This window comes from Xanthomonas sp. MUS 060 (genome assembly GCF_000963215.1).
In the GTDB taxonomy this organism is placed as follows: Bacteria; Pseudomonadota; Gammaproteobacteria; order Xanthomonadales; family Xanthomonadaceae; genus Xanthomonas_A.
The window spans coordinates 1-15,725 of the sequence record NZ_JZIM01000009.1; the positions used below are offsets into that span (position 1 = coordinate 1).

Sequence of the window (15,725 nt, forward strand, 5' to 3'; positions counted from 1 at the left end):
GCCCATTCTTCATCGGATACGTCGGTCGGATAGGAGCGTGCTGGCTTCATCCGCTTACGATAGCCGCGAAAGCCTCAAGTTCATAACACGCTCTAGCCCGTCACAAGCATGGCTTGGCTAGTTTGGCTAGTTTGGCTGGTTGATGGCGAATACCATGCGTATGCTCGTATGCCAGCATCAGGCAATCACACAAGAGCCGTTATGAAAACCATCGCATCGCTTTGTCACAAGCATGGCTTGGCTAGTTTGGCTAGTTTGGCTGGTTGATGGCGAATACCATGCGTATGCTCGTATGCCAGCATCAGGCAATCACACAAGAGCCGTTATGAAAACCATCGCATCGCTTTTATTCGCATTTTTACTAGTCTCTTCCACAACCAGCGTCGACGCTGAACCGTTAGCCGCCGGCAAAAAACGTTTCCTGGGCTGCGCCTATAGCACGCCGCAGGCGCTGGATTTCGCCAAGTACTGGAACAAGGTCACGCCAGAAAACGCCGGCAAGTGGGGCAGCGTAGAAGCCGTGCAAGGACAAATGGACTGGACTGCGCTTGACGAAGCCTACAATCTGGCCAAGCGCAACAACATGCCATTCCAGCTCCATGTTCTGGGATGGGGCTCGCAGCAACCGACGTGGATTCGGACATTACCGCCAGCCGATCAGCTGGCCGCCATCCAAAACTGGTTCGCCGCCGTGGCGCAGCGTTACCCCGATATCGACCTGCTGGAGGTCGCCAACGAAACCCTGCCCAATCACAATCAACCCGACAATCGGAAAAGCGACAGCGGCAACTATATACAGGCACTGGGCGGTACCGGCACCACTGGGGTGGATTGGGTAATTAATTTATTCCGCATGGCGCGGCATTATTTCCCCAATACCAAGCTGATGATCAACGACTACGGCATCACCGCCAGCGACGACGCCACGAACCAGTATTTGAGAACCATCCAGTTGCTGCAGCGTGAAAATCTGTGATCGATGCGATCGGCTTACAGGAGCATGCCTTCGAGACCACATCGGCATCCTGGTGGGTACATTTCTTCAACCTCAACACGTTGGGCTCCACCACGGGCTTGCCGATCTACATCACCGAGCTCGACATCGACGGTCCAACCGATGCCGAGCAGTTGGCTGGCTACCAAAAATTCTTTCCTCTGTTCTGGGAGAATCCATACGTAAAGGGCGTCACGCTCTGGGGCTTCCGCCCCGGCCTGTGGCGCGACCAAGAAGGCGCCAACTTGGTCAATTCAGACGGCAGCGAACGTCCGGCATTAAAATGGTTGCGTAGTTTCGTAGCAAGCAGACCATAATCGGTAGCCTATCCTACCGACTACTAAGCACGGTCTCGGTCATGCCTTCACCCACGTTATTTCTGCATCCGAACCGACTGTTTCCTGCCGATCCGAGCATGCAGGCGATCGCACGACGCCTGTATGCTCAGGTTGCGGCTCTGCCGATCGTCAGCCCGCATGGGCACACCGATCCGGCCTGGTTCGCAGACAATGCGCCATTTGCCGACGCAACCGAACTCCTGTTGGTGCCGGACCACTACGTGTTCCGCATGCTCTACAGCCAGGGCGTGGACCTGGACGCGCTGGGTATCCCGCGTGCCGATGGCAGTCGCGCTGCGGTGGATCCGCGTAACGCCTGGCGAGTGTTCGCCGAACACTTTCACCTGCTGCGCGGCACGCCCTCGGCACTATGGCTGAACCATGTTTTCCACGCCGTCTTCGGTTTGCGTGTGCGGCTGGACGCGGACAGTGCCGATCTGTACTACGACAGCATCGGCGAGGCGCTGCAGACGCCTGCATTTCAGCCACGCGCGTTGTTCGAACGCTTCGGTATCGAAGTGATCGCCACCACCGAATCGCCATTGGACCCGCTACACCATCACGCCACGATTCGCGCCAGCGGCTGGGGCGGGCGAGTCATCACCACCTACCGGCCGGACCCGGTCATCGACCCGGAGCACGAACAGTTCCCTGCGGCGCTGCGGCGCTTCGGCGAATTGACCGGCGAGGACGTCTATACCTGGGACGGCTACCTGCGCGCACATCGTCAGCGCCGCGCGTTCTTCGCACAGATGGGCGCGACGTCCACCGATCACGGTCATCCCAGCGCCGCCACCGCCAATCTGCCGGCCGTCGAGGCGGCACGCCTGTTCGCACGCGTGGTCGCTGGCACCGCCAGTGCTGCCGATGCAGAACTGTTTCGCGCACACATGCTGACCGAGATGGCGGCCATGAGCGTGGACGATGGCCTGGTCATGCAATTGCACCCAGGCTGCTTCCGCAACCACAACCGCACACTGTTTGCGCGCTACGGCCGCGACAAAGGCGCCGACCTGCCCCTGCGCACCGACTACGTCCACGCACTCAAGCCACTGCTGGACCGCTTCGGCAACACGCCAGGCTTCACCCTGATCCTGTTCACCCTGGACGAGAGCACCTATGCGCGCGAACTAGCGCCCCTGGCCGGGCACTATCCGGCGTTGCTGCTCGGGCCGGCATGGTGGTTTCACGATGCGCCAGAGGGAATGTGGCGTTTCCGCGAGCAGACCCTGAGCAGCGCGGGCTTCTACAACACGGTCGGCTTCAACGACGACACCCGCGCGTTCTTGTCGATCCCGGCACGGCACGACGTCGCTCGCCGCGTCGACTGCGCATTCCTGGCCAAGCTGGTCGCCGAGCACCGACTCGAGGAGGACGAAGCGGTGGAAGTGGGCATCGATCTGGCCTACAGGCTGCCGAAGCGTGCCTATCGGCTGTGAACATCGCTGTACAGGTACGCAATTCTCAGCGCCTGGATACTGAGCGGTGAGCTAGCAAGGCACAGGGAAAGCGTTTACTGGGCACGCGCCACCGGCGGAGCGGATCGGCATTCATCGTTCGTGCCGTCATCGCCCCGCCCCGCACGCACAGAGCGCCGTCTTTGCGATGTGGCCGGCTACACTGCCGACATGCAGAACGATGCCCATTTCTTGATCCTCGCCGGCCTGTTGTGCGCCGTCATTGCCTTACTGTTGGCGACGCTGTTGCGCCGGAGCACGCATGCCGGACTGGAAGCAAGCTTGCGCGAGGAACAGCGCAACGGTCGCAGTGAACTGCGCGAGCAGCTCGACAGCCTGGCACGGCAACAGGATGCGCGCAGCGAGAGCTTCGCGCGTCATCTGGCCGAGCTTTCCACCCGTACCGACCAGCGTCTGGACCTGCTGCGCGAAACCCTGAGCGAGGACGCGCGGCGTGGCCGTGTCGAGACGAGCCAAGCGCAACAGCGCCTGGCCGAATCGCTCAACCAACGTTTGCTGGAGATGCGCCACCAACTCGATGGGTTCGGCCAACAGCAGGATGCGCGCATGCAACAGTTCGGCCAGCAGCAGGCTGAGCTGATCGCCCGCATCGACACGCAGCTGACCGCGCTACGCGAAACCTTGATCGAAGACGCCCGCAAGGGCCGCCAGGAGGGCGCGGATGCACAGCAGCGTTTTGCCGATGTGCTGGGCTTGCGCATGGCGGAGCTGGTCCAGCGCAACGAGCAACGCTTAGGCGAGATGCGCGGCACCCTGGAGGAACGGCTGAAGGAACTGCAAGCCGACAACGCCCTCAAGCTGGAACAGATGCGCGGCACCGTCGACGAGAAACTGCAAACCACCCTCAATACCCGCCTGGATGCCTCGTTCAAGCTGGTTTCCGAGCGGCTGGAGCAGGTGCAGCGCGGGCTCGGCGAGATGCAGCAATTGGCCACTGGCGTCGGCGACCTCAAGCGCGTGCTGAGCAACGTCAAAGACCGTGGCGGCTGGGGCGAGGTACAACTGGACAACATCCTCGAGCAGACCCTGACCCAGGAGCAGTACGCGCGCAACGTGCGGATCCGGCCCGAGCGCAACGAAGCGGTCGACTTCGCCGTGCGCCTGCCCGGTCGCGGCCACGAGGATACCCCGGTGTGGTTGCCGATCGACGCCAAGTTTCCGCGCGAGGACTATGAGCGGCTGCTCGATGCACAAGAACGCGGCGATGCGGAACAGGCGCAACTGATGGGCGCGCAACTGGAACGCGCGATCCGGGTGCAAGCCAAATCGATCGGCGATAAATACATCGCACCGCCGCACACCACCGATTTCGCGGTGATGTTCCTACCAACCGAAGGACTGTATGCGGAAACCCTGCGTCGGCCCGGGCTGGCCGATGCGTTACAGCGCGAGCACCGCATCGTCATCGCCGGTCCGACCACCTTCACCGCGCTGCTCAACAGTCTGCAGATGGGCTTTCGTACCTTGGCCATCGAGAAGCGCTCCAGCGAAGTCTGGGGCGTGCTGGCGGCGGTCAAAAGCGAGTTCGGCAAGTTCGCCGGCATCCTGGAAAAAGCCGAGAAGCAGATCAACACCGTCGGCAAGAGCCTGGGCGAGGCCAGCCGTAAGACCCGCACCATCGAGCGTCGCCTGCGCGGGGTGGAGACGCTGACCGACGCGCAGGCCACGCAACTGCTGGAACTGTCCCTACCGCTGGACGAGGCCGATGCGGAGGAAACCGCAGCCGACGCGCCGGAGTAAGCGTAGCCAACAAAACGACGGCAGCGCCGCCGGATGGGCCCGAGCAGTGCTCGGAATCTTCATGTCCCCGCTCTACTGCGGTCCCTGCGCGTTGTTCGCGCCCACTCGATTCGATAGCCATTGGCGAGGTTTTGTTAGCCACTCTACGCCGTCGCCGCAGTTTGCCCGGATCGCTGCAAGGGTTGCCAATAGATCGGTGACACACCCGCCGTTGGCAGCGACTATGCTGGCACTCCCTATCGCCCGAGGCGTCCCCATGTCCCTCTCGCTCTACGACATCCCGCTGACCCGCATCGACGGCCAACCCGCCACGCTCGCCGACTATCGCGGCAACGTGTTGTTGATCGTCAACGTCGCCTCCAAGTGCGGGCTGACCCCGCAGTACGCCGGACTGGAAGCCCTGTACCGCGACAAGCGCGCCGCTGGGCTGGAAGTCCTCGGCTTCCCGGCCAACGACTTCAAAGGCCAGGAACCGGGCGATGAAGCGCAGATCCAGCAGTTCTGTCAGCTCACCTACGATGTCACCTTTCCGATGTTCGCCAAGATCGCCGTCACCGGCGAGGCGACACATCCGCTGTATCGCGCGTTGATCCAGGCGCAACCACAAGCCGAGGGCGAAGGTCCGATGCGCGAGAAACTCGCAGGCTACGGGATCGAACCGAATCCAGCGCCAGGCGTGCTATGGAATTTCGAAAAATTCCTGGTCGGCCGCGATGGTCGGGTCTGCGGCCGTTTCGCTCCCGATGTAAGCGCCGACGCTCCACGCCTGCGTGCAGCGATCGACGCCGCACTGGGATAAACGCGGCGACGCGTGCTGCCTCAAGCCAGGGCAGGGGAGACGAGCACGTCGGGTCCTCGGAAGGCGAGCACGGCGGCATCGACAACGCTTGCAACCGCTGCGCGGCGAGATTGAACACAACGCCCACGGATCGCATCCCGAGCAATTCGGCAAGCATCCCATCGGCGGGAAAACCGCTCTATTGCATCCATAAAAAAACCCCTGGCTTAACCAGGGGGTTTTATGCTGCTGCACTTGCGCTGACGTCAGCGGGTACCACCATGCCATTGCAACATCGGCATCGCGTCCGCCGGCACCGTCGGATTCTTGTCCTCCTCGCGTAGGTAGTCGGGCAGATCCTTGTCCTCGCGCTGGTGAGCGCGACGCAAGTTGTTTTCGATCTGATAGTTGCGGCGCTGCAGCCAGGCGTCGCGGGTGAGCTGGTACTCGTCCGGGGCCTGATCGCGCATGCTGTCCAGAGGCAGCAATTGCGCGCGGATGTCCACGAGTTGCAGACCCTGCAGCCCGATCCGCACGCGGTCATCTTCGATCTGCTGCAATGGCGACAGCGACGTGTCGGCAGCCAGGCCAAAGACGTCGCGCACGGTGCGTGGACCGAAAAACGGCAATTCCACGTAACGCGAACGGCGCCAGCCCCAGACGCCAAACGTCTTGCCGAAATCCTCGGTGCGACGCGGCAACTTGGCGTCGGTGGCTGGATCGAGGACGCCGCCGATGCCCAGCGTGCTGTTGATGACGAACCGGCTCAAGGTCTGCCCGGCTTGTAGCGGATGACCCTGTAACACCTGGTTGACCATGGTCAGCGGCGAGCCGAGGTTATTGAAGAAGTTGGTCACACCCAGGCGCGCCGGCTGTGGCACCACATTCACGTATGTCCGCGCCAGCGGCCGCGCCACCGCGTGGTCCACCACGTTGTTGAACGCATGCACCTTGCGGTTGAACTTTTCCCAGGGATCGTAGCTCTGCACGGATGTGCCGTCGGACAGGGTCGCGTCGGCCACCTGGTTGCTGGGGTCGCTGGCATACAACGCAGCGTAGTCATCCTCGGCCGAGGTGGGCGCACCTCTCTGCGTGCCCGTCGAAGCAGCGCCGCTGGCAACGGCCTGGGGGCTGCTTGCTGGCGCGCTGTCCGTGGCCGCTGGCATGGTGGACGCCGTGGTGCTGCTATCCGTGGCCGTGGGCGGCGTGGATGGGTCCGGCGATGCGGCGACCGGGGGCGTGGCCGGGAGCTTGGGAGTGCTGGCGCAGGCACTCAGCGCGACGACCAGGGTCAGTATCAAAGAAGTGAGGATACGCAGCACGTTCATGTGTCAGCTTGCCGCCGGTGGTGAATGGAAATCCAGGGTCGAAGCCAGCCGGTAGGCCGCGCTTAGTTCGGTCAGGCCGGCAGGGTCGCCGTGGATGGCGACCTCGGCCTGAGTTTGGGTGCGCATGCGCGCGGCGAGTTCGGCCAGCAACGCCAGGCCGGCGCTATCCACCCGCGACACGGCGCGCAGATCCAGCGCGCGCGCGCCAGAGAGCTGGCGCAACGCCGCTGGCCACAGCGCGGTGGCCGCGGCGCGGTCGAGCACGCCGCTCAACGCGAGCGTGTCACCGTCGCGACCTAGTTGCGGCTCACTTGCCACTGTTGCTCGCCGGTGCTGCCTGCAGCGTGCCGTTGCGCAGTTCAGCCGCGACTTCGGCAATGGACTTGTTACGCAGCGGAGTATCGAATTGGTTGCGGAAGGTCTGCACGTAGGACACGCCTTCCACCATCACGTCGAAGATCTTCCAAGTACCGCCCGTATTGCGCATCAGGTAGTCCACCGGCACCGGATCGCCGCTGCCGCGCACCAGTTCGGTGGAGACTTTGACACCACGGCCGCCCGGCAACGGCGCTTCGGACTTGACCTGCACCTGCGGCTTGCCTTCGAAGTTCAGCAGCGCGCTGCCGTAGCGCTGCATCAGGTTGTCGGCCATCGCATCGGCGAACAGCTTGACGTCGGCATCGGAGGCGCCGCGGCCATGCACGCCCAGCACCAGACGCGCGGCATAATCGCGGTCGAAGGACTTGTTCAATTCGCTGTCGATGAACTGGCGCAACGCGCCGCTATTGCTCTTGAACTCGGCACGGCGCTGTTCCAGCGTGGTCAAGATGCGGGTGCTGTTCTCGATCACGACCTTGCTGGCGGCCGAGGCGCTCGGAGCGGTGGCAGCGGCTGTCTGGGCCAATACGGCGCTGGGCGCGGTCATTGCAAACGCAGCGGCGAGAGCGACGGAAAGCAGTTTGATCGTCATTGCTGGTGTTCCTTAGAGGGCGGGGTAGTGCCGGCAGCGGAGGATGCGGCAGCGGGCGTTGCGGTCTTGTCACCGCCACTACCGCCGCCGAACATGTATTTACCCACGAGTTGGATCAAGTCCACCGCCGGTTGGGTGAAAGCGATTTCCTGTCCGGGCTTGAGCGTGTCCGGGTCGCCACCGGGTTGCAAGCCGACGTAGCTCTCGCCCAGCAGGCCGCTGGTGAGGATCGCGGCGGAGGTATCGGCGGGCAGATCCTTGTACTTGTCGTCGATGGACAGCGTCACCACCGAGTCGAACTTGGTCGGGTCCAGATCGATCTTGGCGACCTGACCGATGATGACACCACCGATCTTCACCGGCGCCTGTGCACGCAGTTGGCCGATCTGGGAGAAGCGGGCGATCAGCGCATAGCGGTCACCGCCGAACCCCCATTGCCGGTTGGTGGAGGCGATCGCCAACACCAGCAGCGAGGCCAAGCCCAGCAGCAGGAAGGCGCCGACGGCGAACTCGAGACGGGGACCACGCAGAGCCATAACGTACCTACCTCATTGATTCGATCTGGCCGCAGCGACAGTGCCGCGACCGGTGAACTCATGCCACAACAGGACCAGCCACCAGCCAGCCCCGCGCTGGCGCCGCCTAACGGAACAGCAACGCCGACATGACGAAATTGAACATCAGCACCAGCAACGAGGCGTTGACCACCGCACGGGTGGTCGCCACCGAGGTGCCCTCGATGGTCGGCTCGGCATGGAAGCCCACGTAGGCCGCCACCAGCGCCGCCGTACCGCCGAACACCGCCGACTTGAGCATCGCCACGCCGAAGTCGGCCCAGAAATCCACACTACTGGACAGCGCCGACCAAAAGGTACCGCGATCCAGCCCGAGCGCCCCAATCGCCTCGAAGTAGCTGGCGCTGATCGCCAGCGAGCAGAAGATGCCGGTCAGCAGCGGTACCGTCAGCACCGCCGCCCAGAAGCGTGGCGCCACCGCCTTGGCCACCGGGTCGATCGCCATCAGCTCCAGCGCCTTGATCTGGTCGGTGGCACGCATCAGGCCCAGTTCGGCGGCAATCGAGCTGCCGGCACGGCCAATGAACAGCAGGGCGGTGAGCACCGGCGCCAGTTCGCGGTAGAGCGACAGGCCGAGCAGGGTGGACAAGGCATCGGAGGCACCATAGGTGGTCAGGGTGCGGTACCCCTGCAGGGTCAGCACCAGGCCGACGAAGGCACCGCCGACGGCGATGATCGGCAGCGAACGCGCCCCGATCTTGTAGATTTCGCGGACCAACTCGGCCAGCAGATCGCGGGTCGGCAACGAGCCGCGCAGCACGGTCAAGAAGAACAGCCCGGCGCGGCCCAGGGCGCGGATCGAGGCGAGCATGGCCATCAGGCGGCACTCCGCGCACGCTGCGGCGCATCGAACGGGATCGGACCATCCGGGCGACCGTGCAAGAACTGTTGCAGCAACGGATCGGCGCTGGCCTGCAACGCCTGCGGCGTACCGGCGAAGACCACGCCGCCATTGGCGATGGCCACCGCCTGGTCGCAGATCGGCAAAGTCTCGTGGACGTGATGGCTGACAATGATGCTGGTCAAGCCGAGCGTGGCATTGAGCCGCTGGATCAGGCTCATGATGACACCCGAAGCAATCGGGTCCAGCCCGGTCAGCGGTTCGTCGTAGATCATCAACGGCGGGTCCAGTGCCAGCGCCCGCGCCAGCGCCACGCGCCGCGCCATGCCGCCGGACAACTCGCGCGGCCACGCCTCGGCGGCGGCGAGCAGGCCCACCGCATGCAGCTTCAACGCCACCAGGCGCTGCAGAACCGGCTCAGGCAGGCGGGTGTGGGCACGCAGCGGCAGCGCCACGTTCTCGGCCACGGTCAGGTCGGTCAGCAGGCCATTGCCCTGCAACAGCACACCGATGCTTTTGCGCGTTTCGCGCAGCGCGCGACTACCGCGCGGCAGTGGTTGGCCGAAGACCCGGAGCGTGCCCGCCGCCGGCACCAACTCACCGGTGAGCGCCGCCAGCAGGGTCGACTTGCCACTGCCGGAGGGGCCGAGCACGGCGGTGATGCTGCCCTGCGGCACCGTCAGCGACACATCGCGCAGGATCGCCCGACCACCACGGTCGATCCGCACGCCCGACAACTGCACCAGATTGGGTTCGGAAGACGCCATCGCGACCTTTAACGAAAATACAACGTAGGATTGATCCGGCCGGCTGAACTTAACCGGACTAGCTCGTGCAGTATTGTCGCATCGCTCACTTCGGTGTTTGCCCGGCGCAGTGGGCCTGTACATGCGCCAGCAGGGATTGGCTTGGTTGCGGTCGCGATGCCGCCACGTGTCCAGTCGCCCCCGGCGTTGCCGCAACGTATCCGGCACAATGCCGGTCGCGCGCTTCGGCCTGCACGAAATCCTCTACATGATCCCAAGCGCACTGATCGCCGAGGCTGCCGGGCTGGACGCCATTGGAAGTGGAATCTCCTATCCTCGCGTCCACGAGAATCAGACCAGGACGAGTTGAATCGTAGAGGCACTCAAGGACTATCCGCAGCGCAATGAGGGTCCGAATGGCGGATGAGGGCTACCTCATACCTCGCGCAGCGCGGTGGTGACCGGCAGCCGTGCCGCGCGCAGGGCGGGAAACAGACCGCCGACCAGGCCGATTCCCAGCGCCCACTTCAGCCCGCTCCACAGCAGCTCCGGCGAGACCTTGAACTGGAACACCACCTGGCTGAAGTTGCTGCCCAGTGTGGACACGCTGTAGCCGTTGAACACCGCCCAGGCGATCGCGCCACCCAGCACGCCGCCGAGCAGCGCCAGCAGCATTGTCTCCAGCATCACGGCCATCACCACCGGCGCACTGCGGAAGCCAAGCGCGCGCATCGTGGCAATCTCGCGTGCACGCGTGGCCACCGCCGCGTACATGGTGTTGAGTGCGCCGAACACCGCACCGACCGCCATGATCGCGCCGATCACCGTGCCGAGGATACCGATCAGCTTGCTCAGCCCGCCGCCCTGCTTGCCGTAGTAGCTGCGCGTGGTATCGACGTCGAGCTTGAGCCGTGGGTCGGCGGCCATCGCGGCCTTGAACCGGTCGAAGCCGGCCTTGCCCTCGGTGCGCGCGCTGATCGACTGCCAGGCGCTGCGCTGGTAGGTGCTGGCCAGGGTCTGCGCATCGGTCCACAGCTCCGAATCGTGTGCATCACCGGAGGCGAACACGCCGACCACGGTCCAGGTCTGGTTGCCCAGGCTCAGCGTCCTGCCGACATCCAGCCCGCGGAACTGGTTCTGCGCGCCCTTGCCGACCACGATCTCGCGCAGGCCGGTGCCGAAGCGCCGGCCATCGATGATCTTAACCTTGTCGTGCACCGCCCAGCCCTGCTCGCCGACGCCGCGGAACTGCGCGTTCACGTCGGTGCCGTCGGACTTGGCGACCAGGTTGACCACCTGCGACAGCTCCGGCGAGATCATCGCGCGACCCTGCACGTCCTTGGCGATGCCGGGCAGCGCGCCGATCAGCGGCACTAGGTCGCGGGTGATCACCGAGTTGGTCTCCGCCTGCGAACCGCCGCGCAGCACAATCGCCGTGGTGTCGTCGCCGGTGCTGTTGAGCGTGGCCTCAAAACCGCGTCCCATCGCCAACATCGCCACCAGCACGCCGACCACGCCGGCGATGCCAACCACGATCACCGAACTCGCGCCCCAGCGCTGCGGGAGACTGGCGATGCCGATGCGCGCGGCAGCCAGCGATAGCCGACCGCTGCGGGTCAGCAGCAGCCACAGCGTCAGCGCCCCAGCCGCCGCCAGCACGCCGATCCATGGCAGCGCGATCCACACGCCCAGGCCCACCGCCAGCAGCAGGATCGACAGCGCGTTGCCCAACCAATGCTTCTTCATGCCGATCTCCTATCTCCTATCAGCGCCCAGCCAGGGCATCGACGATCTTCAGACGCTTCGCGCGCAACGCCGGCAGCACGCCGACCACCACGCCGATCACCACGATCAGCCCGGCACCGACCAGCCAGGTTTGCAGTGGCACGTTCGGAGGCAGCATGCCCCTCGCCTTGGACGCCAGCCCCGGCAGGATCAGCGCCGCAAGACCCAGTCCGATCGCACCACCGAGCCCGATCAGCAACACCGATTCGACCATCACCAGGGTCAACATCGTGCCGTCCTTGAAGCCGAGCGTCTTCAGCGTCGCCAGTTCCGGGATGCGCTCGCGTACCGCCTGGGCCATGGTGTTGCCGGTCAGCAGCAGCAGTGTGAAGAACACCGCGCCCATGATCGAGGTGACGATCATGCCGATGTCGGCGAACTGCTTGACGAAGGCCTGTTGAAATGCCGACTCGGTCTGGCTCTTGGTCTCATGATCGGAGTTGGCCGAGATCGCATCGATCGCCTGCGCCACGCGCGAGGCATGGTCGGGGTTGTCCAGCGTCACCGTGTACCAGCTGACCTTGTTCTTGATGTAGTCGTTGGATTCGTCGAAGTACTTCCAATTCATCATCAGCTGGCGTTCCTCGTTGGCGGCCAGCGTGCGGTCCTTGGAGCGGAAGATGCCAACCAGTTGCAGCGGCCAGTCGTTGCTGCCGCCGCGGGGGAAGAGCGTCGCCTGCAGTGGGATGGTGTCGCCGAGCTTCCAGCCGAACTCTTTGGCCAGCGATTCGCCGACGATCGCGCCGGTGCGCGTGGCATGGAACGCCTTCAGCTGTTCCGGAGGAATCTGCAGTTCACGGTAGACGTCGAAGTAGTTCGGAGCCACCGAGGAGTTGGCGAAGAAGTTCTTCGGATCCTTATAGATGCCACCGAACCACATCGCCGAGGTCACATCGCGTACCCCGGCCACCTCGCGGATCTGCGTGCCCAGGCGGATCGGCAGCGACTGGGTGATCGACAGGCGCGAGGTCACCACCAGGCGGTTGACGCCTTCGATGCTGCCGCCGGAATTGAACGCCACACGCACCGAATCGAGCATGCCGAACAACAGGAATGCAGCGACCACCGACAGCAGGGTCAGCAGCGTCCGCGTCTTGCTGCGGAACAGCTGCGCCCATACGAGCGAGAAGTATTTCATCGTCGTCTCCGGTCAGTCAGCGACCAGCGCGTCGGCCAGCTCGCCCTTGTCCAGATGCACGGTATGCGAGGCGTACTCGGCGGCCTTGGGATCGTGGGTGACCATGATGATGGTCTTGCCGTGCTCGCGGTTGAGCTGCTGCAGCAGCTTGAGGATCTCCTCGGCGTTGTGGCGGTCGAGGTCGCCGGTGGGCTCGTCGCAGATCAGGAAGGTGGGGTCGGAGACGATGGCCCGTGCGATCGCCACGCGCTGCTGCTGGCCGCCGGACAATTCGCTGGGCTTGTGGCTGCGGCGCTCATCGAGGCCGACCAGCGTCAACGCGATTTCGGCATGGCGCCTGCGCTGTGCTGCACCGAGGTTGGTCAGCAGCAGTGGGAGCTCGACGTTCTTCTGCGCGTTGAGCATCGGCATCAGGTTGTAGAACTGGAACACGAAGCCGACGTGATGGCTGCGCCAGGTGGCCAGCTGACCGCCGCTCATGCGGTCGATACGCTCGCCTTCGATCTCGATCTCGCCGCCTGACGGCGTGTCGAGTCCACCGATCAGATTCAGCAGTGTGGTCTTGCCCGAACCGGACGGGCCCATCAGCGCGACGAAGTCGCCGCGCTCGATCTCCAGATCGATGCCATGCAGCACCTGCACCTTCTCGGGGCCGCGCTGGTAGGTCTTGGTGACGTTGCGGAGGGTAACGAGGGCGGTCATTGCGTGGGATCCTCTGCCTTTCGATGCGGGGTGAACGAGATCAATGATGGGTGGGCTGGTATTGCGATGCGATCGGTATCGATATGTCTCCATGTCATGGTCATGCATGTCGCCACGCGTGCGGCTATCAACGTCGGCGACTCCACTGTCTTTGCAGGTTCAAGTGCAGCGGGTGTGGTTGTTGCTGTCACTTTGGATTTCCCCGGTTCCGGTACGAAGCGGCATTCCCCGGCCGGCGCCGCAGACGGGGACTCGGTAGGGCGCTCGACAGCAACAACAGCAACGCCGCTCACGACCTAGAACCAATCCACGCAACATTCAAACGAAGACCACACTTGCGCGCGCGGCGCACTCACTCCTGTGCGTCGCTGGACAACGTCACCGCATCGCCATCCTTCAACGCCTGCGGTGGCTCGACGACCACCGTGTCGCCTACGGATACGCCTGATACCACCTGCTTGTCGCTGCCCATGTCGATGCCGGTCTTCACCTCGCGCAGCGCGACGTGGTTGTCGTTGCCGAGGACGAAGACGCGGCTGGTGCCGTCACGCTGCAGCAGTGACGCAGCCGGTACCCGCACGCCCTTCGGCGTGTTCTGCTGCTGCGCCTTGGCCTTTTCCAAGAAGCTCACCCGCACGCCCATGTCCGGCACGATGCGTGCGTCCTTGACCTTAAGCGCCACGCGTACCTTGACCGTGGCCTTGCCGCGGTCGGCAGCCGGGATGATCGCGATCACCTCGGCCGGGATGCGCCAGTCTGGATAGGCGTCGAGGATCACTTCGGCCGGCATCTTCGGCTGCACGCGGCCGATGTAGGCCTCGCCGACCTCCACTTCCACTTCCAGCGAATCCATGTCGACAATCGTGCCGATGCCGGTGCGGGTGAAACCGCCGGTGGCCAGCGGCGAGACGATCTCGCCCGGCTGCGCGGCCTTGGCGGTGACCACGCCGGCGAACGGCGCGCGCACCACGGTGAAGTCGACGTGGATGTCTGACAGCGACAACTCGTGCGTGGCGACCGCGACATTGCGCTGGGCCACCTGCAGCTGCGCGCGCAGCGCATCGCGCTGCGACACCGACTGGTCGTACTGCGAACGCGATACCAGTTGCTCGCCGACCAGCGACTGCAGCCGCGTCGCATCGGCCTCGGCCACGACCAGCTGCGCCTGCACGTTCTGCACCTGGCTGCGCGCCGCCGCGAGTTGCGCGGCACCGACCTCGCGCTGCGCATTGGTCTCGATCGGATCGAGCGTGGCCATCACCTGACCGGCCTCCACGCGCATGCCTTCCTCGATCATCACCTGCAGCACCTTGCCGGTGACCTGCGCCGACACCGTGGCCATGCGTCGCGCCACCACGTAGCCGCTGGCATCGAGGACCGACGACGACGCGTTGCCGGCGCTGATCGCCACCACCGGTGCGGTGCGCACCTGCAGCGGCCGCGCCCGGCCCAGCCACCACCACGCGGCTAAGCCGAGCAGCAGCACGATAACGACGACGAGCGTGGCGATGGCGATCCCCCCTCCGCGCCCCGAGGGCGATTCGCGGGACGGGGCCTTGCGGTCGATGCGCAGTTCCTTCAGCAGATCGGCAGAGTTGTTCATTGAGACCTGTTAACGTGACCGTGTCACGCTCTAGGAAGTCATTAAGTTGGAGGCGAATCCTGGGACGCGACTGTACAGCATCATGATGCGTATCGTCGGGGTGGTGCGAGTGCAGCGGCGCTACATAGTAGGGGCTTGCGCCTAGAGGCGTTGGCCGCCGTGCATTCCACGTGGTGGACCAGGCCCGACTCATCGTCCACCCCAATGTGCGCCTTCATCCCGAAGAAGTACTGGTTGCCCTTCTTGGTCTGGCGCATGTCCGGATCGCGCTCGCCGTCCTTCAAGAAAAAGTGGATGCGCGCGCAGCATCGTTTCCAGCCGATACGGCATGCCCCGACTTCGGAGAATGCGGCTCGATCAGCGCCATCAGACCCTTCCACGGCACCACCTGATCCATCACCGCCAGGAACATCTCGCGCCGCGTCCGCTTGCGCTTGCCGTTGTACTCCGCGTCGCCGAAGGAAAGTTGCATCGTGATCGTCCCGTTGCCTCGGTGCGATTGCCGCAGGATCAGGGAGAGTTGTTCAGACCTTCCTTAGCGGTGCATAGACGGAGTCGAGGTTTGATCATTCGCAACGGGGTGCTGACATTGCCATTGAATCGCCCAGGATTTTCTATCATCGAAGCCATCAGCATTGAAATTGCAAGAAACCGCTGTTCACATTAGCGGGAATTGGCAAACACCGCACGCCTGATGGTGCTTACAAAC

At 64.1% G+C, this 15,725-nt stretch carries 14 protein-coding genes and 2 pseudogenes; 5 read left to right on the forward strand and 11 right to left on the reverse strand.

Going from position 1 to position 15,725, the window contains the following annotated elements; translation table 11 throughout:
- Positions 1 to 325 precede the first annotated feature (325 nt).
- The 4 genes and pseudogenes from XANALMUS060_RS10190 to XANALMUS060_RS10205 all read left to right on the forward strand — a co-directional run bounded on the left by XANALMUS060_RS10190 (position 326) and on the right by XANALMUS060_RS10205 (position 5,349).
- Positions 326 to 1,311, forward strand: a pseudogene (locus XANALMUS060_RS10190) (endo-1,4-beta-xylanase).
- Positions 1,312 to 1,352: 41 nt separating this feature from the next.
- Positions 1,353 to 2,771: a glucuronate isomerase gene (uxaC, locus tag XANALMUS060_RS10195; protein WP_045738309.1), complete on the forward strand. Its 1,419-nt coding sequence runs from the start codon at positions 1,353 to 1,355 to the stop codon at positions 2,769 to 2,771.
- Positions 2,772 to 2,960: 189 nt separating this feature from the next.
- Positions 2,961 to 4,550 (forward strand): DNA recombination protein RmuC, encoded by a 1,590-nt coding sequence (gene rmuC, locus XANALMUS060_RS10200; protein WP_045738381.1) that lies wholly within the window; start codon positions 2,961 to 2,963, stop codon positions 4,548 to 4,550.
- A gap of 256 nt (positions 4,551 to 4,806) precedes the next feature.
- On the forward strand, positions 4,807 to 5,349 hold the full coding sequence (locus tag XANALMUS060_RS10205) for a glutathione peroxidase (protein ID WP_045726511.1): 543 nt from the start codon (positions 4,807 to 4,809) through the stop codon (positions 5,347 to 5,349).
- A gap of 245 nt (positions 5,350 to 5,594) precedes the next feature.
- Here XANALMUS060_RS10205 and XANALMUS060_RS10210 read toward each other — a convergent pair whose 3' ends face one another.
- From XANALMUS060_RS10210 to XANALMUS060_RS10235, 6 genes are all read right to left on the reverse strand, one after another.
- Positions 5,595 to 6,656 carry a VacJ family lipoprotein gene (locus XANALMUS060_RS10210; protein ID WP_045738310.1) on the reverse strand — a complete coding sequence of 354 codons (1,062 nt, stop codon included), beginning with the start codon at positions 6,654 to 6,656 and terminating at the stop codon, positions 5,595 to 5,597.
- 3 nt (positions 6,657 to 6,659) lie between these two features.
- Positions 6,660 to 6,974 carry an STAS domain-containing protein gene (locus XANALMUS060_RS10215; RefSeq protein ID WP_045738311.1) on the reverse strand — a complete coding sequence of 105 codons (315 nt, stop codon included), beginning with the start codon at positions 6,972 to 6,974 and terminating at the stop codon, positions 6,660 to 6,662.
- Positions 6,964 to 7,626, reverse strand: a complete 663-nt coding sequence (locus XANALMUS060_RS10220) for an ABC transporter substrate-binding protein (protein WP_045738312.1) — start codon at positions 7,624 to 7,626, stop codon at positions 6,964 to 6,966. Before XANALMUS060_RS10220 ends, XANALMUS060_RS10215 begins: the two co-directional genes overlap by 11 nt.
- Entirely contained in the window at positions 7,623 to 8,162 is a 540-nt protein-coding gene (gene mlaD / locus XANALMUS060_RS10225; protein WP_045738313.1) for an outer membrane lipid asymmetry maintenance protein MlaD, read from the reverse strand. The genes XANALMUS060_RS10220 and mlaD overlap by 4 nt, the downstream gene beginning before the upstream one ends.
- Before the next feature lie 106 nt (positions 8,163 to 8,268).
- Positions 8,269 to 9,018 carry an MlaE family lipid ABC transporter permease subunit gene (locus tag XANALMUS060_RS10230; protein ID WP_045726506.1) on the reverse strand — a complete coding sequence of 250 codons (750 nt, stop codon included), beginning with the start codon at positions 9,016 to 9,018 and terminating at the stop codon, positions 8,269 to 8,271.
- A complete protein-coding gene (locus XANALMUS060_RS10235; protein ID WP_045738314.1) occupies positions 9,018 to 9,809 on the reverse strand; it encodes an ATP-binding cassette domain-containing protein in 792 nt (263 codons plus the stop codon). The genes XANALMUS060_RS10230 and XANALMUS060_RS10235 overlap by 1 nt, the downstream gene beginning before the upstream one ends.
- A 166-nt stretch (positions 9,810 to 9,975) precedes the next feature.
- On the opposite strand from XANALMUS060_RS10235, the gene XANALMUS060_RS21980 reads away from it, so the two are divergent.
- Positions 9,976 to 10,158, forward strand: coding sequence for a hypothetical protein (locus tag XANALMUS060_RS21980; RefSeq protein ID WP_235430442.1), 183 nt, complete (start codon positions 9,976 to 9,978; stop codon positions 10,156 to 10,158).
- A 65-nt stretch (positions 10,159 to 10,223) separates the two neighbouring features.
- Here the strand turns inward: XANALMUS060_RS21980 and XANALMUS060_RS10240 are convergent, their stop codons facing one another.
- From XANALMUS060_RS10240 to XANALMUS060_RS18580, 5 genes and pseudogenes are all read right to left on the reverse strand, one after another.
- Positions 10,224 to 11,534: an ABC transporter permease gene (locus tag XANALMUS060_RS10240; RefSeq protein ID WP_045738315.1), complete on the reverse strand. Its 1,311-nt coding sequence runs from the start codon at positions 11,532 to 11,534 to the stop codon at positions 10,224 to 10,226.
- A 19-nt stretch (positions 11,535 to 11,553) separates the two neighbouring features.
- On the reverse strand, positions 11,554 to 12,711 hold the full coding sequence (locus XANALMUS060_RS10245) for an FtsX-like permease family protein (RefSeq protein WP_045738316.1): 1,158 nt from the start codon (positions 12,709 to 12,711) through the stop codon (positions 11,554 to 11,556).
- A 12-nt stretch (positions 12,712 to 12,723) separates the two neighbouring features.
- Positions 12,724 to 13,413, reverse strand: a complete 690-nt coding sequence (locus XANALMUS060_RS10250) for an ABC transporter ATP-binding protein (protein ID WP_045726502.1) — start codon at positions 13,411 to 13,413, stop codon at positions 12,724 to 12,726.
- Between the two features lie 352 nt (positions 13,414 to 13,765).
- Positions 13,766 to 15,016 (reverse strand): efflux RND transporter periplasmic adaptor subunit, encoded by a 1,251-nt coding sequence (locus tag XANALMUS060_RS10255; RefSeq protein ID WP_045738317.1) that lies wholly within the window; start codon positions 15,014 to 15,016, stop codon positions 13,766 to 13,768.
- A 149-nt stretch (positions 15,017 to 15,165) separates the two neighbouring features.
- Positions 15,166 to 15,488, reverse strand: a pseudogene (locus XANALMUS060_RS18580) (transposase); the annotation flags it as partial.
- Between the last annotated feature and the right edge of the window lie 237 nt (positions 15,489 to 15,725).

Bases quoted from the DNA above. Each gene is read 5' to 3' on its own strand.
- uxaC (WP_045738309.1), top strand. From the start codon at position 1,353: ATGCCTTCACCCACGTTATTTCTGCATCCGAACCGACTGTTTCCTGCC.
- rmuC (WP_045738381.1), top strand. From the start codon at position 2,961: ATGCAGAACGATGCCCATTTCTTGATCCTCGCCGGCCTGTTGTGCGCC.
- XANALMUS060_RS10205 (WP_045726511.1), top strand. From the start codon at position 4,807: ATGTCCCTCTCGCTCTACGACATCCCGCTGACCCGCATCGACGGCCAA.
- XANALMUS060_RS10210 (WP_045738310.1), bottom strand. From the start codon at position 6,656: ATGAACGTGCTGCGTATCCTCACTTCTTTGATACTGACCCTGGTCGTC.
- XANALMUS060_RS10220 (WP_045738312.1), bottom strand. From the start codon at position 7,626: ATGACGATCAAACTGCTTTCCGTCGCTCTCGCCGCTGCGTTTGCAATG.
- mlaD (WP_045738313.1), bottom strand. From the start codon at position 8,162: ATGGCTCTGCGTGGTCCCCGTCTCGAGTTCGCCGTCGGCGCCTTCCTG.
- XANALMUS060_RS10230 (WP_045726506.1), bottom strand. From the start codon at position 9,018: ATGGCCATGCTCGCCTCGATCCGCGCCCTGGGCCGCGCCGGGCTGTTC.
- XANALMUS060_RS10235 (WP_045738314.1), bottom strand. From the start codon at position 9,809: ATGGCGTCTTCCGAACCCAATCTGGTGCAGTTGTCGGGCGTGCGGATC.
- XANALMUS060_RS10240 (WP_045738315.1), bottom strand. From the start codon at position 11,534: ATGAAGAAGCATTGGTTGGGCAACGCGCTGTCGATCCTGCTGCTGGCG.
- XANALMUS060_RS10245 (WP_045738316.1), bottom strand. From the start codon at position 12,711: ATGAAATACTTCTCGCTCGTATGGGCGCAGCTGTTCCGCAGCAAGACG.
- XANALMUS060_RS10250 (WP_045726502.1), bottom strand. From the start codon at position 13,413: ATGACCGCCCTCGTTACCCTCCGCAACGTCACCAAGACCTACCAGCGC.
- XANALMUS060_RS10255 (WP_045738317.1), bottom strand. From the start codon at position 15,016: ATGAACAACTCTGCCGATCTGCTGAAGGAACTGCGCATCGACCGCAAG.